Genomic DNA, 20,484 nt, shown 5'->3' with positions numbered 1-20,484 from the left:
AGGAAAAAATACATATACTTCAAACACTTGTAATCATACAAAACGCTATTTTAACGCTTTTTATTTTCCATTAAACTTTAGTCTAAATAGGGCTCACGCACCCATGCCGATAGCGCATAAGGCATGCGGATTATATAGAAACACTGTTCTACTACTTGGCTGAAAAATAACGCTGCGCGCATGCAAAACTGCCCTCATTAACGCGCCTGGTTTTACACGGCGGCTAATGAGGGCTGGGCCTCTCTCTTAACTAGAACGCGCTTTAATGAGCTTGCGACTGTCGTTGCTCAGCGGCGCGGATAGTCATCAAGCAGCGTGCGGAGAACGTCTACGGGCGTAGCATCGCTGACGCAGGCATCGCCTAGGGCGTTAAGCAGCACCAGGCGCAGGCGGGTGTCGATATTTTTCTTATCCAGCCGCATACGGGCTAAAAAGTCATCGCTGGTCATATTCGCCGGGGCCGCTAACGGCAGTTCGGCGCTCTCGATCACCGCCAGGCTGCGTGCCAGGGCCGCATCGTCAATCCAGCCTAAGCGATGAGACAGCGTTGCCGCCATGGCCATGCCCGCGCCCACGGCTTCGCCGTGTAGCCAATTGCCGTAGCCCTGGTGGGCCTCAATGGCGTGGCCAAAAGTGTGGCCCAGATTAAGCAACGCCCGGACGCCCTGCTCGGTTTCATCTTCGGCGACAATGTCCGCTTTGATTTGGCAACTGCGCGCTATGGCGTCGGCGACAATCTCCGGCACCACATCCAGCAGCGCGGCCATATTGGCTTCTAACCAGCTTAAAAACGCTTCATCACGAATCAAGCCGTACTTGATCACCTCGGCCATCCCCGCTGCGAGCTCACGGCGGGGCAGGCTCTTAAGGGTGTCGATATCCACCAGCACGGCTTTGGGCTGCCAGAAAGCGCCGATCATGTTTTTACCCAGCGGATGGTTAACGCCGGTTTTACCGCCCACGGAGGAATCCACCTGGGAAAGCAGCGTGGTGGGCACCTGGATAAAGGCCACGCCACGCTGATAAGAGGCGGCGGCGTAGCCGACCATATCGCCAATCACCCCGCCGCCCAAGGCGATCAGGGTGCAGCGGCGGTTAAAACCGGCCTCCAGCAGCGCATCCCAAATGCGGCTGACCTGATCAATCGTTTTGTATTGCTCGCCATCGGGGAGCACCACGGTGCGAACATCCAAGTGATCCGGCAGGCTGGTGCATAGCATTTCCAGGTAGAGAGGCGCGATCGTCTCGTTGGTCACCACCATCACCTGCTGTCCGGCCAGGTAGGGGGTCAACATATCGGCACGGCCCATCAGGCCGGTAGCAATATGAATCGGGTAGCTGCGCTCTTCTAGGGCAACGTTAAGCGTGCGTTGCGCGCTAGCGGTCGAGGTCATGGGGATACCTTATGATTAAACGTTCCAGCCGACGATGATGGGGATTCAAGCGGGTCTACCAGCCGATGGACCCGGCGCAGGATTTCATTGACCACCGCCCTGGGGCTGCGGCGGTCGGTGCGCACGGCAATATCCGAGGTGGCTCGATAGAGTGGATCGCGCTGGGCGAACATGTCGTTGAGCACCTGCTCGCGGTTAGCGCACTGCAGTAGCGGCCGGTTACGATCTTTCGCCGTCCGTTTGAGCTGCTGGTCGACAGTGGTCAACAAGTAGACCACCGTGCCCCGCTCGCGCAGGGCACGGCGATTCTCTTCGCGCAGCACCGCGCCGCCGCCAGTGGCGACCACCACCGGAGAGAGCTGGGTTAACTCATCGATCATATGAATTTCCCGCAGTCGAAAGCCCTGTTCGCCCTCCACATCGAAAATCCACGGGATATCAGCCCCGCAGCGGTCTTGGATGGCGTGGTCACTGTCGTAAAACGGACGCGCAAGCTCGGCCGCCAGTAGGCGACCAATGGTGCTTTTGCCAGCCCCCATGGGGCCTATGAGAAATAAATTGGGTAAATCCTGCATCAGCGAACCGTTAAGCCATCGTCTAGGAGTCGTGGAGTAATAAAGACTAACAACTCTACCTTCTCATTGCTCTCTTCGGTATAGCGAAACAGTCTACCGAACAAAGGAATATCACCCAAAAGCGGTGTTTTGGCGATTTGGCGCAGCTCTTCGGTGGTCAAAATACCACCTAACACTACCGTTTGGCCGTTATCTACCAGCACTTGGGTCTCAATCTGGTTGGTATCAATCGGCGGCTCGCCGCCAAATTCCGATTCTCGGAAACTGTCATTTTTGATCACCAGATCCATAATAATGCGGTTATCCGGCGTGATTTGCGGAGTGACTTCCAGCGAGAGTTCGGCTTCTTTGAACTCGGTATCCGGATTATCGTTGCCATCCACGCTCTGGAAGGCGCGCTCTTCACCCTGGCTAATGCGCGCGGTGCGCTGATTAGCGGTAATAATTCTGGGCTGTGAAATGGTCTGGCTTTTACCTTCACTCTCTAGCGCGCGCAGCTCTAAATCCAGCAAAATATCGCCGGATAAATAGCCAAAGCTAAAGCCGGTGCCTGGCCCGGTGGCCTCCCCCAAATCTACAGCTAAGCCGCCCTGCGCGCGGTTGATACCATTAGGATTGATATCGCGTCGACTGAAGGTGCCGTCAACCCCCTCTTGAAAGCCGCGGGTGCTCGACACACCCCAGTTAATGCCCAGTTCACGGGAAGCGGTGTCTCGAGCGATCACAATGCGGGCTTCTATTTGTACTTGGCGGACGGCGACATCCAAACGATCAATGATACGCACAATATCGCGCACCTGTTCGGCGGCATCCTGCACCAGCAACGTATTGGTGCGCTTATCAACGCTGACACGACCACGCTCGGTGAGAAGTCCAAAGCCATCCTCATCACCACCGCGCAGCAACTGGGCTAAATCTTCGGCCCGGGAATACTTGATCTCGATAAACTCGGTGACCAGCGGCGAGAGTGTTTCACGCTGGTTGCGCGCCTCTAGCTCCTGGCGTTCAAAGTCAGCCAGCTCACTGGCGGGCGCCACGACAATCACATTGCCCTGCTCACGGCTCGATAACTGCTGGCTTTGCAGAATCAGTGCCAACGCCTGATCCCAGGGAACATCATTTAAGTTGAGCGTCACGCGCCCCGTTACGCTATCGCTGGCAACTAAGTTTAGCCCGGTAAATTCGGCCAGCGTGGCCAGCACCGAACGCACTTCGATATCCTGAAAGTTAAGACTCAAACGCTCGCCGTTGAAGCGTTCACCTGTCGCTTCAGAGGGTTGTGACTGTTGGCTGGCGGGCTGCACTTCCACCGTCAGCGTACGGCCACTGTGCGAGGAGATCATCGCATAAGCGCCCTGGATGGCGATCGCTAACTGGGTGTCGCCTTGGCTGGCGCGGGGCGTAATCCGCGTGATGGGGGTCGCAAAGTCGGTGACATCGTAGACCTGGTTAAGCGCGTCAGGAATGGCCACATCGCTCAGGCTCACCAGCACCTGGTCGGGGGCCCCTTCCCGCACGTTGGCTTCGACCCCTTCGCGATCAAAGGTGACTAGCAACCGACCGGCGCCGTCTGCGCCGCGGCGAAAATCAATATTCTCAATCTGCGGCCCTTCGTCGGTTTCAAGCCCCGCTGAAGCGATGCCAGGCGATGAGCTAAGCGAGCGGCTGGCATCTGAAGTAAAGGTAATACGTAGACGATCATCCAGCACGCTAGACGTGAACGCCTGAGGCTCGCTGAGATTGACCACCAGGCGAGTACGGCCATTGCCCTCCAAGGCGGTAATCTGCGCAATGCCAAGACGATTAACGTTAATGCGCCGGTTATCGAGCCCACTTTGGGTCTCTGCCAAATCCAGCGTCACTCGCGGCGGAGAGTCCAGGCGATAACTCCGCAGCGCGGGCACGTCGCCGGTGAAATGCAGGTCAAGGTAGGCTCCAGCGTTCTCGGCGGGCAGGACGTCAATATCTGTCAGCACCGCGGCAGCCGCCAGTGAAGGCAACAGTAAACATAGTGCGAAACATAGTGCGGCCATGGCCATAAAAAGAGTCATTCGCCAAGCTGTAACTGCCATGAGCTATTTCCGCTTACTGGTTGTTTTCGTTAATGACCAGCGACACCTGCCGCTCCTGCCAACCGTCCTGCTGGGTGAACACTCGCTCGGTAACACGTATTTCTTGTGCCCTGATCTCGGCGATACGCCCATAGTCGGCGCCCATATAGTTGCCCTCTTTGGCGCTGGTCACATTGCCATCCGGCGAGGCAATCAATGCTACCTGCCGCTCCCCCATACGCATGGTACCGACCAATCGCAGCTCTTGCAGCGAGAAGCGCTCCAGCGGCTCTGGGGCGCGCTGCGGATCAGGCGCAAGGGCGCCCTCGCCTCGATCAGCGCCGCCCTGAGCAATCGCGTCGGGGGGCAAAAAAGGGCTACGTCCGTCGCTATATAAATAGGCCAAATTCTGGCTTTCGGGCAGCGCGATAGCCACAACCGGCGGCTGCCCGCCTGGGGACTGACGAATATCGGCCAGCGTGCCATCAAGCTGCGCTAGGTCGGCGTCCGCACAGCCTGTCAGTAGCGCCACTGAGGCCGCCAGCGTGATAATAGGCGTTACCCTTACCGCCAGCAGTGCCGTCGATTTAGCTCTCATGGCGCGTCCGCCCCCTCGCTGGAGGACGGGTCATCCTCCTCCACATAGCGGTAGGTGCGCGCGAGTAACGAAAGGCGCAGCGTGTCGCCACGACCATCAACGGGCGCCAAGGTAAAATCGTGCTGGGTCACCATACGCGGCAGCGCGGCAATATCGGCACTAAAATGCGCCAATTGGTGATAGCCGCCGCGCACCTGTATATCCAGCGGCTGCTCGGCATAATGGGCCTGGGTTTGTGTTGGCCGCAGTCGAATCGTTTCAATGGTCAGATGATTATCAACGGCGGCATCGAAAATGCTATCGAGTAGCGAGGGAATTTCCGCCTCGGTGGGCAGCATGGTGCGCAAACGCCCCAGCTGACCTTCCAGGGTCACCAACTGCTCGCGCATTTCCGGCAGAAAGGCCGCTTGCGAGGCTTTACTGCGGTATTCGCTCAGCAACCTGACTTCTTGGCGCTGGGCGGCCATCAAAGCTTCGCGCTGCTCGCTCACCACTAACCACATCATGACACTCAGTGCGGCCAGCAGCGCCAGACAGCAACTCAACACCTTTAATAGCCATGGCCAGCTACCGGCCTCTTTAACGTCTAGATCCCGCCAGTCAACAGCGCGCAGGCGCTGCCACTCAATCGCCCACTGTTCGCGGTTAAGCGTCATGGAAGCGCCTCCTCAACGCCTTGCGGAAGCGCTGCAGCGGTCTGTTCCACATCAAAACGAAACACACGGCCTGAGCCGTTTGGCTCACTTTCGACCGCCGAGAGCGAGGGCACGCCTAAACCCGGCAGCGCAGCAATTCGGCGCAGCTGTTCGGAAACCTGGCGATCGCTGCCCGCCACCGCGGTGACGCTCACGCTGCCACCATTTTTCGCTAAGCGTTGATAAATAACGCCATTAGCCACGCTCTCCGCCACGTCGTTAAATAGCTGTACGGCATCCGCTCGTTCTGACTGCAACGTTTGGAAGACGGCGATCTGCTCGCCTAACCGCTCGGCATCGCTGGCGTAACGTGAAACGCTGGCGATATCGGCATTAAGACGCTCAATATGGCCGCTGATGTAAGCATTACGCTGCTGCTGGGCCGCTAATTTAAACTGGTAGAGCTGAGAGATCAGCAGGCCAAGCACCACGCCCAGCGCCAGCATAGCCGCCACAATCACATAAAATTTGCGGGTTCGCCTTTCACGCTGGACTTCCCGCCAGGGCAGCAGGTTAATGTTCATGCTCATCGGCTAATTCTCACTAACTAATTCTTACTAACTAAGCCTCACTAACTAACTCTCACCAACTAGCTCTCATTGACTCACCCTCATGGCCAAGCCACCCGCGGTGAGCATTGCCGGAGCATGGTTGCTCAATGCCTGAAGGTTTAAGCGCTTATTGACCTGCATGCGCTGAAAAGGGTTAGCAACAGTCACCGACATACCACTATCTTCAGCAATGCGCTCGGCAAGCCCTGGAATCACGCTTGACCCGCCCGCCAGCACAATGTGCTTTACCTCTTGCTGACGCCCGGCGGTGTAATAGAGCTGCAAGGAGCGCCCCACCTGCTGCACCACGGTTTCCAGAAACGGGTTGAGCACCCGCTCATGGTAATCACCGGGCAGCCCGCCACGCTTTTTGGCGAAGCCGGCTTCTTCCATGCTCAGGTCGTAGCGGTCACGAATGGCATCGGTGAGTTGACGGCCGCCAAACGCCGTGTCGCGGGTATAGACGATATGCCCACCACGGACGACGTGAAAGGCATTCATATTAGCGCCAATATCCACCAACCCAATGCAGGCGGTGGGATCATTCTCCACCTTTAGCTGGCGACGCAGCTCGGCGAGCGAACGCTCCATAGCAAAGGTTTCCACGTCTACCACCGCGGGCTCTAAGCCAGCCCGCTCCAGCGTGTCGGTGAGCTGGGTCACATCCTGCTGCCGACAGGCAACCAGCGCTACCTGCTGCTGCTCATCGTCAAAGGGCGCCGGGCCCAGGCACTCAAAATCAAACGCCACTTCATTGAACGGAAACGGAATATGGCGGTCTGATTCGGCCACGATATGTTCTTCGATCTCCTCTTCACTTAACCCGATGGGGAAGCTCAGCGTTTTGGTAATCGCGGCACTGGCGGGAACGGCCACCGCCGCTTTACGGGTAGAGGGCTTGGCGTGCTCCACTGCACGGCTAAGCACACTGGCGACGTCATCAATATCGCGGATACGCCGTTCCACGACCGCTCCTTCGCGCAGGGGACGTACGGCATAGCTTTCTACTTGGTAATTATCGTGGCACTGTTTAAGCTCAAGCAGCTTGACGGTCGCCGAGGTAATATCGACGCCGATCAACCCTTTAGCAGATTTTAGAAAGCGCATATTGGGGTTTGGCTCCACCTGCTTGTCGCCCGTTTGTTACATATGGTTTGAGGTTACATTATTTTTAATTTAGTCACACGCGAACCAACTTAGCGCATATCAACACTGGTGGCCGCCGCCTCAGGTTCCTATAATGGCTGCCAATTGCATGATACGGCCGCTTAGATGCCGATCTTTTTTATTCTTCCCAGGGTGTTTTTCGTACATGACGTTTCTTCGAACCCTTATTGTGTCGCTGTTTTTCCTCATTGTGTCGTTGGTGGGCGCCACCGCCTTAGCCGTGATTGGCGCCGCCATTTACTTTGCCCCAGGATTGCCCGACGTTCGCCAACTGCAGAATTTCGAACTAAGCACCCCGCTGCGAATTTTTACTCAAGACGGCAAATTGATTGGCGAATTCGGTGAAGAGCGCCGCATGGCGATCAACTTTGACGAAATTCCACAGGATATGATCGACGCCTTGACCGCCGCTGAAGATGCCAGCTACTTCGACCACGCCGGCGTCGATCCGCGTGGTTTGGCGCGGGCCATGCTTCAACTGACGATGAGTGGCGATATTCAATCCGGCGGCTCGACAATCACCATGCAGGTCGCGCGTAACTATATGCTGACGCTGGATCAGACGTTTACGCGTAAAATTCGTGAAATCCTGCTGGCGCTGCAAATGGAGCAGATACTCAATAAAGAGGAAATCTTCGAGCTTTACGTGAACAAGATTTTCCTGGGTAATCGCGCCTACGGTATCGCTGCCGCCGCCGAAACCTACTACGACAAACCACTCGCCGAGCTTAGCCTGGCGCAAACAGCCATGATTGCCGGCTTACCCAAGGCACCGTCTGCCTTTAATCCGCTGGCTAACTCCGAGCGTTCGTTGATTCGTCGTAACTGGATCCTATTCCGCATGCGCGAGCTGGGGCATATCGATGACGCCACCTATCAAGCTGCCGTTCAGGAACCCGTCACCGCCCGTCGTCACTACACGCAAGCAGAAGTCGATGCCGCCTATGTCTCTGAAATGGCCCGTCAGTATGCGGTGGAGCGCTTTGGCGATGAGGCTTACACCGGCGGCTATCGCGTTTACACCACCATCGATAGCGAGCTGCAGCCCTTTGCCCGCCAAGCGCTGGCCAATGGGTTGGCTGCCTACGATCTGCGCCATGGCTGGCGCGGGCCAGAGCAGAGTGATATTGCCGCCAGCCTTCTCGAAGCCCAGGAGCAAACCGCGACCCAAGGCCTAGAAGAGGAGCTTTCCGAGTCGCCCGAGATTCGCCAGACCGCCCGCCAAGCCGCCCAGCGCAGCCAGACGGAAGTCGAAGGCATCGATGGCGACGTGAGCAACTGGGTTCAGGTGCTTGAGCGCACGCCCAACTATGGCCTGCTTCAGCCCGCCATTGTGGTAGAGAGCAGTGGCCGTGAAATGCAGGTACTGACCCGCGACGATGGCCTACAGACGGTTGGCTGGGACGGCTTGAGCTGGGCACGCCCTTACCTGAGCCCGCGTAGCCGTGGCGCCGAGCCCAGTTCGGCGGAAGAGATTGCTGTACGCGGCGACCTGGTACGCGTCATTGAGAATGAAGATGGCTCGCTGCGCCTCTCTCAACAGCCAGACGCTGAAGGCTCGTTGGTCGCTCAAGACCCGCAAACCGGCGCTATTCTGGCACTTCAGGGCGGTTTTGATTTTAACGCCAGTAAGTTCAACCGCGCGGTACAGGCACGACGTCAATCGGGCTCAATCTTCAAACCGTTTATTTACTTAGCAGCTCTGGCAGAGGGAGAGATGAACGCCGCCAGCGTGGTTAACGATTCGCCCGTGGTACTCGACGACGGCAGCAATTCGTTGTGGCGGCCGGTCAACTCTAGCCGCGATTTCCAAGGCCCTATGCGCTTACGTCCGGCCCTCGCCCGTTCGCGTAACCTGGTCACTATCCGTGTGTTGCAAACCATGGGGCTGGATTACACGATTAACTTCTTGGAAGGTTTCGGCTTCTCTCCTACCCAACTCCCGCGCGGCTTATCATTAGCGCTAGGTAGTGCGAGCTTAACGCCGATGGAGATGACTAACGCCTATGCAGTACTCGCCAATGGCGGCTTCCAGGTGTCGCCTTGGTTTATTGAGCGGGTAACCCGTGACGATGACAATGAAGTGATCGATGAAGCTACACCACAGGTGGCATGCCCCAGCTGTGCCGAAGACCAGGAGACGGTGGAAATTGATGGCCGCGAATACCCGATCGCCAAACGGGTAGTCGACCCGGCGGCTGTTTATATCCTGCGTGATATGCTGCGCGACGTTATCACCTCGGGCACTGGCCGCGGTGCATTAAGCCTTAACCGTGACGATATCGTCGGCAAAACCGGCACCACCAACAGTCAGCGTGATGCCTGGTTTGCGGGCTTTAATAGCGATCTGGTGACCACAGTCTGGGTGGGTAAGGACAGCAACGAAACCATCTCTGAGTATGGTGCTCAGGCCGCGCTCCCCATTTGGGTAGAGTTTATGGGGGATGCCCTGGAAGGTACGCCAAGCGCCGTGCCCGAACGCCCTGAAACGGTGGTCACCGCGCGCGTAGATCCGGACACCGGCCAACGCTTAGCGGACGGCCAGTCTGGCGGGATTACCGAGCTGTTTCATCAGGATCATCTGCCGGATTACCAGCAGCGCCGCATTAGCCGCGAGCTGGAAGAAGCCAGTGGTTCCGAGGGTTCAGGCACCGCTGAGTCGATCTTCTAACTCGATCTTCTAAACCAGCCAATGCCGTAGCACACCAAACAAATGGCCCACCAAGCAAAAGGCCCGGAGATTATCTCTCCGGGCCTTTTCTGTTACTGGCTACCTTTGGGTCTGTATGTAGGGTCGCCTAACGTTTAACCACTAACGGGTGTCGCCGGCGTTTCGCGCTTACTGGCCAGCCAGTTAGCGCCAATAGCGACGATCATAACCACTACCCCGGCAATTTCAGTCATCAGGTTGGGGTAGAACACGCCAAAAATCGCGGCGGTAATCGCGATGCGCGGTAGCCACGACATTTTGGTAAACAGATAGCCCTCCAGCGCCGCAGCAAAGGCACCTAATGCCAGAATCGCAATCACCCCGTTCCAGATCACCACCGGCACAGGGCCACCAATAATGATTTCGGGATTGAAGACCATAAACAGCGGAATTAAGTAGAGGCCTTTAGCAAATTTCCACGCCTGGAAACTGGTTTCCATCGGTTTACTGCCTGCAATCGCCGCCCCGGCAAAGCCTGCCAAGGCGATGGGCGGCGTCACATTAGAGTCCTGGGAGTACCAGAACACCACCAGGTGCGCGACCAGTAGCGGCACACCGAATTCAGCGGTAAGTGCCGGTCCCACGAGTACGATGAGCACGATATAGCTGGCGGTAACGGGAAGCCCCATCCCCAGCACCAGGCTTGCCAACAGCACCATCACCAGCGCCAACACCAGGTTGCCACCGGAGAAAGCCAGCATCATGGAAGAGAACTTAAGCCCTAAACCGGTCAACCCCACCACGCCAACAATAATCCCAGCTACCGCACAGGCCATGGAAACCGCTACCGCGTTGCGAGCACCGAGTTCCAAGCCCTCGATCAGCTTGGCAAAACCAGCGCGCACCACGTCTTTGACGGCCGATGCGGTCACCGGCTGCCCCTGCCGAGGCGCTACAAAGAAGAACCACAGCACATAGCGCAATACTGCCACTGCCAAAATGGTGACAACTGCGTAGTAGCCAACCCGCATCGGCGACATGCTCATCGCCAACAGCCACACCAGCACGGCCAGCGGCAGCAGGAAGTGCCAGCCATCTTTCATAACCTGACGCATCTGGGGCAACTCGTCTTTGGGCAGGCCCTGCATACCTTGCTTAAGCGCAATGATATGGACGAACAGATAGACCGTGGCGAAATACATAATCGCCGGCAGAATGCTGACTTTGACGATATCCAGGTACGGCGTATTGGTATACTCAGCGATCAAGAACGCCCCGGCGCCCATCAGCGGCGGCATAATCTGCCCGCCGGTCGAGGCCGCGGCTTCGATGCCACCTGCCTGCTTGGCTTTGTAGCCAAGTTTTTTCATCAACGGAATGGTAAAGGCACCGGTGGTGACCACATTGGCAATCGCGCTGCCGGAAATCGAGCCCATGCCCGCCGAGGCTAATACCGCCGCTTTGGCGGGCCCGCCGCGCTGACGGCCAGTCGCTGCGTAGGCCATATCGATAAAGAACTTGCCCGCCCCGGTACACTCCAAAAAAGCACCGAATAGCACAAAGATAAAGATGTAGGTCGCCGCGACGCCCAGCGGCAGGCCAAAGATGCCCTCTTGCCCCAGGTAGAGCTGACCGGCCACCCGGTCAATGGTGTAGCCACGGTGCTCCAGAATGCCCGGCATCCACTCACCCAGCCACGGCAGCTCACCCCGCGGCCCGGCAAAGGCGTAGACAATGGCCAGTAGGCCGATCACGGTCATCCCAAACCCCACCGCGCGGCGGCTAGCTTCCAGAACGGTCACCGTGGCAATACAGGCAACCAGAATATCGGTGTCATTCCAGAACCCCGCACGGCTAAAGATCTCATCCAGGTTGAGCACTAAATAACCACCGGTCAGCACCGCACCGGCAAAAAACACCAGATCAAGCCCCCAGCCCAATACACCACGCTTACGGGTGGGGCCAAAGGCTGGAAACATTAAAAACGCCAGTATCATGATCAATGCGAGGTGAATGCTGCGCTGATAAAAAAGCCCCAAGGGCTGTATACCGGCTGAATAGAGTTGGAACAGGGAAAGACCCACCGCCACAATGGTGATCGACCACAGCACCATGCGGGGTTGAATCACATTACCGCCCGGCACCACGCTCGACGGTTGCTTGGATTCGCTCATGAAGTCCTCGGAAGCGTTAACTAATGTCGTTTTTATTCACGCAGGGGTGCGTGAGGGGCTATTAGCTGAATGGTCACGCGTTGCCCAGCGGCGTGTTCACTTAGGCTCACCGGCGCATGCTCACCGTCTGGCCACACTACGCGATGGTTGACGGCAGGAGAACCGACCCTCAACACATAACGGTTATTGGCGACAGGCTCGTTAATCGCATTAATCCAGTAGCCGCCCTCACCGTCGGAGACCTGTTCACCACGACCAAAGATATGCCCAAGCCCAGCGGCAAAGTCGGGTTGATGGCTACGCTCCAACTGCATGACACCCGCCGCATTGCGATAGCAGTCCAGTACCGTAAAGTGTTCAACAGAGTGTTGCCACTTAATACACCAGCGACCGCCCGCAGGCACCGTTTCATCCACCAAGGCGTCGCCTTGTTCGGTCACCACGGCTAAGCGCATAAACGCCGACGCCGAAGCGGGGGAAGCCCCCACTTCGGCGAATGGACAACATGCAATGAGTAGCGCCACCAGTCGTTGCTGCCACTGCATGACAATATCCTTCAATGTCCTGTGGTAGTTACGGACTGTAGTAGTGACGGAGAGTGGTTACGGACGTAGACGATCCGGGATTTCGGCACCCACTTCTTCGAAGTAGCGCAGTGCACCGGGGTGTAACGGCACCGGAGTAGAGTCCATGGTGAACTCAACGGTGGTGTCGTTCGCCGCCGGGTGAACCGCAATCAGCTCGTCAGTATTTTCGAACAGCAGTTGGGTCAACTGGTAAGCCAGCTCTTCATCCATCTCAGAGTTAACAACGAGAACGTTGGGGATACCAATGGTCTGTACAGCTTCATCCATACCGTCATACATACCGGCGGCAAGCTCGTAGGGAGCGAAGACTTCCTCTTCTGCCTGAGCGTTGGCTACTTCTTCATCAGATAGGCTAATCAGGCGAATATCGCGGGTCGCGGCCAGGTTGAGAATCGAGCTGGTAGGCGGCCCAACGCTCCAAAAACCGGCGTCGATATCACCATCGCGAATCGCATCAGCGGTTTCGTTGAAGTTAAGGCGCTGGGGAGTGAAGTCCTCATAGCTGATGCCATTGGCTTCCAGCAAAGCGCGGGCGTTTAGCTCGGTACCGCTACCCGGCGCACCGACGGAAACGCGCTTGCCTTCAAGGTCAGCAATCGTTTCGATATCCGACTCGGCCAGCGTCACCAGCTGAACCGCGTTGGGGTAAACCGAGGCGAGCGCGCGGATGTTTTCAACCTGACGACCTTCAAAGTCATCCGTGCCGTTGTAGGCTTGATAGACCGTATCAGCCAGTGCCAGGGCAAGATCCGCATCGCCGCGCATGATCAGGCCCATGTTCTCAACCGAGGCACCGGTGACTTCGGCGGTCGCTTGAGCGCCTTCGATATGGTTGTTGATCATTTCGGCAAAACCACCGCCGATTGGATAGTAAACGCCGCCAGTACCACCAGTGGCGATAGAAAGCTGTTGGGCGCTTGCCGGGAGCGCGACCGCGAGCATAGATGCAGCAGCGGCTGTGGTGTATAGAGAGCGTAGAGTTCGCATGAGCGTTTCCTCCGTCCTGCTTGGACTTATAGGTATGGTTGACGATAAAGGAAGTGTTGAATCCCCCTGCTTCTGATCGCCATCAACTAGCAACCAGAAGCGGTGGAAGAGAAGTTAGCACGGCTAATGCGTTAGATGCTAATAGGGCGTTATCAGCGCAGCGGCCCCTTTACGTGTTCAACAATGGCGGCATAACAGGTAAGGCCGAGCTAGCTTCCTAAGCGGTTTAAAATAACGAAATCCTGCATAAATGTCTTACCCTATGCCAAATTGTTAATATTTATTGATAATGGCCGTTAATTTTCCGCCACCCCCTTTGTTATTGATTCAGGATAGGAGCCACACTGCTATGGAGCCCGGTTTTAAAGAAGAAAATAGTAGGGAGAAAGACGCACCGCGGCAAAATCTCGCCATCAGCGCTTACCGCCAACTCAAACATGACATTATTCGTGGCCGCTACGCCCCTGAACAAAAGCTGCTAATGAGCCACCTGAAAGAGCAGTACGGCGCCAGCACCGGGCCGCTCCGGGAAGCGCTCTCACAGCTGGTCGCTGATCGTTTAGTCGTGGCCATTAGCCAGCGCGGCTACCGGGTGGCGCCAATGTCGCTGGCCGAACTAAACGATATTTACGACGCCCGGGCCCAGCTTGAAGGGCTGATCCTGAGGTTGGCTATTGAGCGCGGCGACGACGACTGGGAAGCCACCGTGCTGGCCACCGCCCATCGCCTGGCCAAGGTCACCGACATCAATACCCCCGACGACCTGCTCGACCTTTGGGATCAGCGCCATAAAGCCTTCCATACCGCCATCGCCAGCGGCTGCAACTCCCCTCACCTGCTACAAATGCGCAACACCCTGTTTGATCAGGTAGAGCGCTACCGCCACCTATGGCTGCAGGAAACCGTAATGTCGCCCCAGGCGTTGGAGCTCAAGCGTCAGGAGCACGCCGCGCTGGTCGATGTCATTCTGGCTCGCGACACCGCTGAAGCCGACACGCTGATGCGCGACCACTTGATGACCCCGGTGCCGATTATTACCCGCGTCCTTAAGGATCGTGGCATCAGTTAAGCGCTGCGTCGCAAAAATTAAATTCTGCGTTTTAAAAAAATGTAGATATTTTAAAAAAACGGCGATACATTGGCCGTAGACTACTTTGCAACCAATCCATCGCTATCGGTTCTCTATACAACCGATCGAACAAATAAATCGAGGACTCCACGCCATGACACACTTTAACTGGGACGACCCGCTACTGCTGGAACAGCAGCTCACCGATGAAGAGCGCCAGATTCGTGATGCGGCCTACGACTACTGCCAGGAAAACCTTCAGCCCCGCGTACTAACCGCCTTCCGTGAAGAGCGCTTTGACCGCGAGATCATGACCGAAATGGGTGAGCTTGGCCTACTCGGCGCCACCGTTTCCCCCGAGTACGGCGGCGCAGGCGTTAACCACGTCGCTTACGGTTTGATTGCCCGCGAAGTAGAGCGCGTTGACTCCGGCTATCGTTCCGCCATGAGCGTACAGTCGTCGCTGGTGATGTACCCCATAGAGACCTACGGCTCCGAAGAGCAGAAGCAGAAGTTCCTGCCCAAGCTTGCCAGCGGCGAAATGGTCGGCTGTTTTGGTTTGACCGAGCCCGATCACGGCTCTGACCCCGGCAATATGATTACCCGTGCAGAAAAAGTCGACGGCGGCTACCGCCTGACCGGCGCCAAAATGTGGATCACCAACAGTCCGATTGCCGATATCGCGGTGGTTTGGGCAAAGTCAGCGGCCCACGACAACCAGATTAAAGGCTTTATTGTTGAGCGCGGCACTGAAGGCTTCACCACGCCGAAAATCGAAGGCAAGGTCTCGCTACGCGCGTCGATTACCGGCGAAATCGTGCTGGACAACGCCTTCGTTCCCGAAGAGAACCTGCTGCCCAACGTCAGCGGTCTGAAAGGCCCGTTTGGCTGCTTAAATAAGGCGCGCTACGGCATCGCCTGGGGTGTGATGGGCACTGCGGAGTTCTGCTGGCACGCGGCGCGTCAATATACCCTCGACCGCAAGCAGTTTGGCCGCCCGTTGGCTGCCAACCAGTTGATCCAGAAAAAACTTGCCGATATGCAGACCGAGATCACCCTTGGCCTGCAGGCCGCGTTGCAGGTGGGCCGCCTGATGGATAGCGGCAACTGGGCACCGGAAATGGTTTCGCTGATCAAGCGCAACAACTGCGGTAAAGCGCTGGATATCGCTCGCCAGTCCCGGGATATGCACGGTGGCAACGGCGTTTCTGATGAGTACGGCGTGATTCGCCATATGGTCAACCTGGAGTCGGTGAATACCTACGAAGGCACCCATGATGTGCACGCGCTGATTCTGGGTCGCGCGCAGACCGGTATTCAGTCGTTCTTTTAATCACCGCATCTTGACCACTTGTCACTTATTAATGGAGCCTCTATGAGCGAGCTAACCAAACCACTGGCCGGTATTAAAGTACTCGATATTTCCCGGGTGCTGGCCGGGCCTTGGTGCGGACAAATGCTTGCGGACATGGGGGCGGACGTGATTAAGGTCGAGCGACCCGGTAGTGGCGATGACACTCGCCACTGGGGGCCTCCGTGGCTCGCGGGCAGCGAAGAATCAGCGTATTACCTGTGCGCTAATCGGGGCAAACGCTCGGTCACCGTCGATATGGCCAAGCCCGAAGGCCAAGCGGTGATTAAACAGTTGGTCGCTCAATCAGACGTGCTGATAGAGAACTTTAAAGTCGGTGGCCTGAAGCGCTACGGCCTGGATTACGCCAGCTTAAAGGCGTTAAACCCCAGGCTGATTTACTGCTCCATCACCGGCTTTGGCCAGGAGAGCCCCTACGCTCATCGCGCCGGTTACGACTTTATGATCCAAGCCATGGGCGGGATCATGAGCCTGACCGGCAAGCCTGACGACGAGCCCGGCGGCGGCCCGGTAAAAAGCGGCGTCGCGTTTACCGATATCTTCACCGGACTGTATGCCGCCAATGCAGTGCTGGCAGCGCTTTACCAGCGCCGCGACAGCGGTGAGGGCTGCCATATTGATATGGCGCTTATGGATGTTCAGGTGGGCGTGCTTGCCAATCAGGCACTGAATTACCTCACCTCGGGCAATGTGCCCCAGCGGCTGGGTAACGCCCACCCTAATATCGTGCCTTACCAAGCGTTTGCCACCCAGGACGGCCATATGATCATGGCTGTGGGCAATGACGAGCAGTTCAAGCGTTGCTGTAACGTGCTTTCACTCCCCGCTTTGGCCGAAGACCCACGCTTTGCCACCAACGGCGCCCGAGTCAACCACCGCGCCCTGCTGGCACCCCAGTTGGAAGCAGCATTGGCGCAGCACAGCACCGACCATTGGCTGGCCGCCTTTGAGGCGGTGGGCGTGCCCTGTGGGCCGATTAATACGCTAGATCGGGTGTTTGACGACCCCCATGTGAAAGCCCGTGGACTTAAGCAGACCCTGCCTCATGACCAAGCGGGCCAAGTGGATCTGGTCGCTAATCCAATCCGTTTTAACGGCGCCCAGATGAGTGCCACCACGGCGCCCCCCCACTTAGGCCAGCACACAGAAAGCGTGCTGGAAGAACTCGGTATTAGCTTGGAGCAACGCACTGCGCTTCGCTTAGCGGGCATCATTTAATAGCATCGACTTTCCATCGCATCAATGCGTTACGCTTTTCCCTCTTGAGCGCCTCACCTGGCGCCTTTTTTTGCCGTTAGTACCGACCGGCGGTGCGAGCCTACAGTTGGAGAGCCATTGGCTAGCACTTTACAATAAATATCTATACAATACCTATACAAAACATGCATCAAGATCTAGGCTAACTTCCGTTGAATGCTTCGGCGTAGGCTTTAGGCATTATGCTTGCTAATGCTATGGCGTTAACAGCAACATACGATCCCCATCTCCAGGAGCCGCTATGAGCCAGTGCGCACGCGTCAATGGCCACTGCAAACGCTGTGAAGGCGATTTGCCCTTTGAGTTCACCATGGCCTTTCAGCCCATCGTGGATTTATCGCTGGCTCGAATCGTCACCTACGAAGCGTTGGTGCGTGGGACCCAAGGCGAATCCGCCGGGAGTGTGATTGCCCAAGTTACCGACGATCTGCTCTACCGTTTTGATCAAGCCTGCCGGGTGAAAGCAATAGAGATGGCCAGCGCACTGGATATGCCAACCGATCTCTCGATCAACTTCTTGCCCAACGCCGTTTATGAACCAGAAGCGTGTATACAGGCAACGTTAGACGTTTCCAAACGCGTGGGCTGGCCCACCCATCGGCTTATTTTTGAAATCACCGAAACCGAGCGCGTCCGTGACCGGCAACATCTATGCAATATTATTGATGCGTACCGCTCCATGGGCTTCAAAACGGCGCTTGACGACTTTGGTAATGGGTACGCCAACCTGGACTTACTTACCGAATTGACCCCTGATAAGCTTAAAATCGACCGTGAACTGGTGATGCATTGCGACAGCGATTTTCGCCGCCAAGCGCTGTTAAACGCGATCATCTTACTCGCCCAAGAGCTTGATATGACGCTCATTGCAGAAGGTGTGGAGACCCGCGGTGAAGCTTTATGGCTGGCCCGCGCCGGGGTTGTTCGCCAGCAGGGTTTCTATTTTGCGAAACCCGCGATTAATTCTTTGTGTACTCATATCACCCCGCTATTAATGGGGTTAAAAAGTGAACTAGAAAGCAGTTCAGGAGCGGTGAATGAAAGAGATTAGCCCTGATAAGCTCTATCAGCTTTTTAACCGCTCAAAGCGCAATACTGAAAACGTGATCAAAGCGTCCCCCATCGGGATCTGTATCACGACGCCTTCTGGCCACTTTGAAATGGTCAATCCCGCCTACTGTGAGTTTTATGGTTATCGGCCCGATGAGCTTTTAGGCCAGCACTTCACCATGATGGTGCCAGAAGCGAACCGGGCTATTTTGTCGGCGTTACACGATGAGTTTATTCAAGGCAGCGAAAACCACGAACTGCGCCAAGAGTGGGATGTCATCAACAGAAACGGTGAATTACGTACCATTATTGCCGAAGCTGCGCGCATTGAAGCTGACGATGGCGAGCTGCGCAAAGTCACTTTTGTTATCGATATTACCCAGCGCAAGCAGCTCGAAGAGCGGCTAAAGCAGGCCAATGAACGCCTGGATCATCTTGCCCACCACGATGAACTCACCGAGCTGCTCAATCGCCGTGCGGGTTTGCAGCGTTTAGAGGAAGAGATCAAGCGCTGCGAGCGATATAGCACACCGTTTAGTATCGCCATGTATGATCTGGACGACTTTAAAGCGATTAACGATACCTATGGACACAGCACGGGCGATAGCGTTCTACAGCAGATCACTACCTTAGTGAGCAGCGTACTGCGCGACACCGATTTACACATCCGCCTGGGTGGTGAAGAGTTTTTGATCATTATGCCGGGCGTGAACGCCGAAGAGGCCTATCAGGGAATGGAGCGTGTGCGTAAAAGCGTCGCGCAACAAACCTTTAGCGAGCATCAATTAACGGTGACGCTCTCATCGGGGATTGCCAGCTACGTTGAAGCTTCGGGCACACGGCTACTTGATCGTGCCGATAAAGCTATGTATCAAGCTAAACAAACGGGGCGCAATCGTGTTGTCATTGCCTCGTCATCAATGTAATCAAAGCTATTAAGCACTATGCTGAAAGATCCTCCCTCATCAATTAGGAAGTAAGCCATGAGCAGCAATGCCGAACTGAACGAGCTGAAACATAAATACGTCGCTGCTGGCGCCGCAAGCCCTGCAACGGCGTTCGCCGACCACGCTGAAAACGCTGAAATCTGGGACGCGGACGGCAACCGCTTTATCGACTTTGCGGGCGGCATTGGCGTACTCAACGTAGGACACCGTCACCCTAAAGTGGTCGCGGCGGTAAAAGCCCAGCTCGATAAGCTGATGCACACCTGCCAAACGGTCATGCCTTATGAAGGCTACGTGAAAGTCGCGGAAAAGCTCAGCCACATCGTACCGGTGCGTGGCCATGCCAAAGTCATGCTGGCCAACTCGGGTGCGGAAGCGCTGGAAAATGCGGTCAAGATCGCCCGCGCCGCTACTGGCCGTTCTAACGTTATCTGCTTTGACGGCGGCTACCACGGCCGTACCTTCTTCACCATGGCCATGAACGGCAAGGTAGCCCCTTACCAGAGCGACTTCGGCCCCATGCCGGGCACCGTTTTCCGTGCCCCCTACCCGGTGCCTTACCACGGCGTTAGCGAAGACGAAGCCATTCGCGGCCTGAAGATGACGCTGAAAACCGATGCCAACCCCAAGGATACCGCAGCCATCGTACTCGAGCCGGTACTCGGTGAAGGCGGTTTCTACCCAGCCTCTACCAGCTTCCTGACCAAGATCCGCGAGATCTGCGATGAGCACGGCATTTTGATGATCATCGATGAAGTGCAGTCGGGCTTTGGCCGTACCGGCAAAATGTTTGCCATCGAGCATAGCGGCGTTGAGCCGGACATTATGACCATGGCCAAGAGCATGGCCGACGGCATGCCGATCTCCGCCATTGTGGGTACTGACAAGGTGATGGACGCTTCAGGCCCTAACTCGTTGGGCGGCACCTACACCGGTAGCCCCACCGCCTGTGCGGCGGCGCTAGCGGTCATGGAAGTGTTTGAAGAAGAGAACATTCTGGAGAAGAGCCAGGCCCTGGGCGACAAGCTGGCCAAGCGCTTCAACGTGTGGGCAGACAAGTTTGATTGCATCGACCACGTGCGCAACATGGGCGCCATGGCTGCCTTTGAGCTGGTGTCGAACAAAGCCGACCACACACCTAACCCAGAGCTAGCTGCCGCGCTGTGCAAGAAAGCCCGCGAAGAGGGTTTGATCCTGCTTTCCTGCGGCATGTACGGCAACACCATCCGCTTCCTGATGCCCGTCACCATCCAAGATGACGTGCTCAATGAAGGCCTGGATATTATTGAGTCCTGCCTGGATTCACTGGTGTAACACCATTTGAACCGAAACAAACGCCGCCCAATCGGGCGGCGTTTTG

At 56.5% G+C, this 20,484-nt stretch carries 17 protein-coding genes; 7 read left to right on the top strand and 10 right to left on the bottom strand.

Going from position 1 to position 20,484, the window contains the following annotated elements:
- Window positions 1-287: 287 nt before the first annotated feature.
- From aroB to pilM, 7 genes are all read right to left on the bottom strand, one after another.
- Window positions 288-1,394, bottom strand: coding sequence for a 3-dehydroquinate synthase (aroB, locus tag U738_RS01900; RefSeq protein WP_035576772.1), 1,107 nt, complete (start codon window positions 1,392-1,394; stop codon window positions 288-290).
- A complete protein-coding gene (gene aroK / locus U738_RS01895; protein ID WP_035576771.1) occupies window positions 1,391-1,969 on the bottom strand; it encodes a shikimate kinase AroK in 579 nt (192 codons plus the stop codon). Before aroK ends, aroB begins: the two co-directional genes overlap by 4 nt.
- Window positions 1,969-4,041 (bottom strand): type IV pilus secretin PilQ, encoded by a 2,073-nt coding sequence (gene pilQ / locus U738_RS01890; protein ID WP_035576770.1) that lies wholly within the window; start codon window positions 4,039-4,041, stop codon window positions 1,969-1,971. The genes aroK and pilQ overlap by 1 nt, the downstream gene beginning before the upstream one ends.
- 13 nt (window positions 4,042-4,054) lie before the next feature.
- Window positions 4,055-4,618, bottom strand: coding sequence for a pilus assembly protein PilP (locus tag U738_RS01885; RefSeq protein ID WP_035576768.1), 564 nt, complete (start codon window positions 4,616-4,618; stop codon window positions 4,055-4,057).
- Entirely contained in the window at window positions 4,615-5,274 is a 660-nt protein-coding gene (locus tag U738_RS01880; protein ID WP_035576767.1) for a type 4a pilus biogenesis protein PilO, read from the bottom strand. Before U738_RS01880 ends, U738_RS01885 begins: the two co-directional genes overlap by 4 nt.
- Window positions 5,271-5,843: a PilN domain-containing protein gene (locus U738_RS01875; RefSeq protein ID WP_035576765.1), complete on the bottom strand. Its 573-nt coding sequence runs from the start codon at window positions 5,841-5,843 to the stop codon at window positions 5,271-5,273. The genes U738_RS01880 and U738_RS01875 overlap by 4 nt, the downstream gene beginning before the upstream one ends.
- 66 nt (window positions 5,844-5,909) lie before the next feature.
- A complete protein-coding gene (gene pilM / locus U738_RS01870; protein WP_035576763.1) occupies window positions 5,910-6,971 on the bottom strand; it encodes a type IV pilus assembly protein PilM in 1,062 nt (353 codons plus the stop codon).
- A 205-nt stretch (window positions 6,972-7,176) separates the two neighbouring features.
- Here pilM and U738_RS01865 point away from each other — a divergent pair, with 205 nt between their 5' ends.
- Window positions 7,177-9,702 (top strand): penicillin-binding protein 1A, encoded by a 2,526-nt coding sequence (locus U738_RS01865; RefSeq protein WP_035576760.1) that lies wholly within the window; start codon window positions 7,177-7,179, stop codon window positions 9,700-9,702.
- 134 nt (window positions 9,703-9,836) lie between these two features.
- On the opposite strand, the gene U738_RS01860 is transcribed toward U738_RS01865, so the two are convergent.
- The 3 genes from U738_RS01860 to U738_RS01850 are packed head-to-tail and all read right to left on the bottom strand — an operon-like array spanning window position 9,837 to window position 13,429.
- The gene (locus tag U738_RS01860; protein ID WP_035576758.1) at window positions 9,837-11,855 is read right to left on the bottom strand and encodes a TRAP transporter permease; all 2,019 of its coding nucleotides are present in this window, start codon (window positions 11,853-11,855) and stop codon (window positions 9,837-9,839) included.
- A 32-nt stretch (window positions 11,856-11,887) separates the two neighbouring features.
- Window positions 11,888-12,400, bottom strand: coding sequence for a DUF1850 domain-containing protein (locus U738_RS01855; RefSeq protein WP_035576754.1), 513 nt, complete (start codon window positions 12,398-12,400; stop codon window positions 11,888-11,890).
- A gap of 57 nt (window positions 12,401-12,457) precedes the next feature.
- Window positions 12,458-13,429 carry a TAXI family TRAP transporter solute-binding subunit gene (locus U738_RS01850; RefSeq protein WP_035576752.1) on the bottom strand — a complete coding sequence of 324 codons (972 nt, stop codon included), beginning with the start codon at window positions 13,427-13,429 and terminating at the stop codon, window positions 12,458-12,460.
- A gap of 349 nt (window positions 13,430-13,778) precedes the next feature.
- Between U738_RS01850 and csiR the strand changes: the two genes are divergently transcribed.
- The 6 genes from csiR to gabT all read left to right on the top strand — a co-directional run bounded on the left by csiR (window position 13,779) and on the right by gabT (window position 20,438).
- Window positions 13,779-14,498, top strand: a complete 720-nt coding sequence (gene csiR / locus U738_RS01845) for a DNA-binding transcriptional regulator CsiR (protein WP_045812169.1) — start codon at window positions 13,779-13,781, stop codon at window positions 14,496-14,498.
- A 154-nt stretch (window positions 14,499-14,652) separates the two neighbouring features.
- On the top strand, window positions 14,653-15,831 hold the full coding sequence (locus tag U738_RS01840; protein ID WP_035576748.1) for an acyl-CoA dehydrogenase: 1,179 nt from the start codon (window positions 14,653-14,655) through the stop codon (window positions 15,829-15,831).
- Between the two features lie 42 nt (window positions 15,832-15,873).
- Window positions 15,874-17,088 carry a CaiB/BaiF CoA transferase family protein gene (locus U738_RS01835; protein ID WP_035576745.1) on the top strand — a complete coding sequence of 405 codons (1,215 nt, stop codon included), beginning with the start codon at window positions 15,874-15,876 and terminating at the stop codon, window positions 17,086-17,088.
- Between the two features lie 280 nt (window positions 17,089-17,368).
- Window positions 17,369-18,178, top strand: a complete 810-nt coding sequence (locus tag U738_RS01830) for an EAL domain-containing protein (protein ID WP_035576743.1) — start codon at window positions 17,369-17,371, stop codon at window positions 18,176-18,178.
- Window positions 18,165-19,103, top strand: coding sequence for a sensor domain-containing diguanylate cyclase (locus tag U738_RS01825; RefSeq protein ID WP_035576741.1), 939 nt, complete (start codon window positions 18,165-18,167; stop codon window positions 19,101-19,103). The genes U738_RS01830 and U738_RS01825 overlap by 14 nt, the downstream gene beginning before the upstream one ends.
- Before the next feature lie 57 nt (window positions 19,104-19,160).
- Entirely contained in the window at window positions 19,161-20,438 is a 1,278-nt protein-coding gene (gene gabT, locus U738_RS01820) for a 4-aminobutyrate--2-oxoglutarate transaminase (RefSeq protein WP_035576740.1), read from the top strand.
- Window positions 20,439-20,484: the final 46 nt, after the last annotated feature.

This window comes from Halomonas sp. TG39a (genome assembly GCF_000744395.1).
GTDB classification, from domain to species: Bacteria; Pseudomonadota; Gammaproteobacteria; order Pseudomonadales; family Halomonadaceae; genus Vreelandella; species Vreelandella ventosae_B.
Note: the sequence above shows the minus strand (reverse complement) of the source record. Positions and strands in the feature narration are given on the sequence as shown.

Excerpts from the sequence above, each read along its gene's own strand:
- U738_RS01835 (WP_035576745.1), top strand. The coding sequence starts at position 15,874 with ATGAGCGAGCTAACCAAACCACTGGCCGGTATTAAAGTACTCGATATT.
- pilQ (WP_035576770.1), bottom strand. The coding sequence starts at position 4,041 with ATGGCAGTTACAGCTTGGCGAATGACTCTTTTTATGGCCATGGCCGCA.
- U738_RS01880 (WP_035576767.1), bottom strand. The coding sequence starts at position 5,274 with ATGACGCTTAACCGCGAACAGTGGGCGATTGAGTGGCAGCGCCTGCGC.
- gabT (WP_035576740.1), top strand. The coding sequence starts at position 19,161 with ATGAGCAGCAATGCCGAACTGAACGAGCTGAAACATAAATACGTCGCT.
- U738_RS01830 (WP_035576743.1), top strand. The coding sequence starts at position 17,369 with ATGAGCCAGTGCGCACGCGTCAATGGCCACTGCAAACGCTGTGAAGGC.
- aroK (WP_035576771.1), bottom strand. The coding sequence starts at position 1,969 with ATGCAGGATTTACCCAATTTATTTCTCATAGGCCCCATGGGGGCTGGC.
- aroB (WP_035576772.1), bottom strand. The coding sequence starts at position 1,394 with ATGACCTCGACCGCTAGCGCGCAACGCACGCTTAACGTTGCCCTAGAA.
- U738_RS01840 (WP_035576748.1), top strand. The coding sequence starts at position 14,653 with ATGACACACTTTAACTGGGACGACCCGCTACTGCTGGAACAGCAGCTC.
- U738_RS01855 (WP_035576754.1), bottom strand. The coding sequence starts at position 12,400 with ATGCAGTGGCAGCAACGACTGGTGGCGCTACTCATTGCATGTTGTCCA.
- U738_RS01825 (WP_035576741.1), top strand. The coding sequence starts at position 18,165 with ATGAAAGAGATTAGCCCTGATAAGCTCTATCAGCTTTTTAACCGCTCA.
- U738_RS01875 (WP_035576765.1), bottom strand. The coding sequence starts at position 5,843 with ATGAGCATGAACATTAACCTGCTGCCCTGGCGGGAAGTCCAGCGTGAA.
- U738_RS01885 (WP_035576768.1), bottom strand. The coding sequence starts at position 4,618 with ATGAGAGCTAAATCGACGGCACTGCTGGCGGTAAGGGTAACGCCTATT.
- U738_RS01850 (WP_035576752.1), bottom strand. The coding sequence starts at position 13,429 with ATGCGAACTCTACGCTCTCTATACACCACAGCCGCTGCTGCATCTATG.
- U738_RS01860 (WP_035576758.1), bottom strand. The coding sequence starts at position 11,855 with ATGAGCGAATCCAAGCAACCGTCGAGCGTGGTGCCGGGCGGTAATGTG.
- U738_RS01865 (WP_035576760.1), top strand. The coding sequence starts at position 7,177 with ATGACGTTTCTTCGAACCCTTATTGTGTCGCTGTTTTTCCTCATTGTG.
- csiR (WP_045812169.1), top strand. The coding sequence starts at position 13,779 with ATGGAGCCCGGTTTTAAAGAAGAAAATAGTAGGGAGAAAGACGCACCG.
- pilM (WP_035576763.1), bottom strand. The coding sequence starts at position 6,971 with ATGCGCTTTCTAAAATCTGCTAAAGGGTTGATCGGCGTCGATATTACC.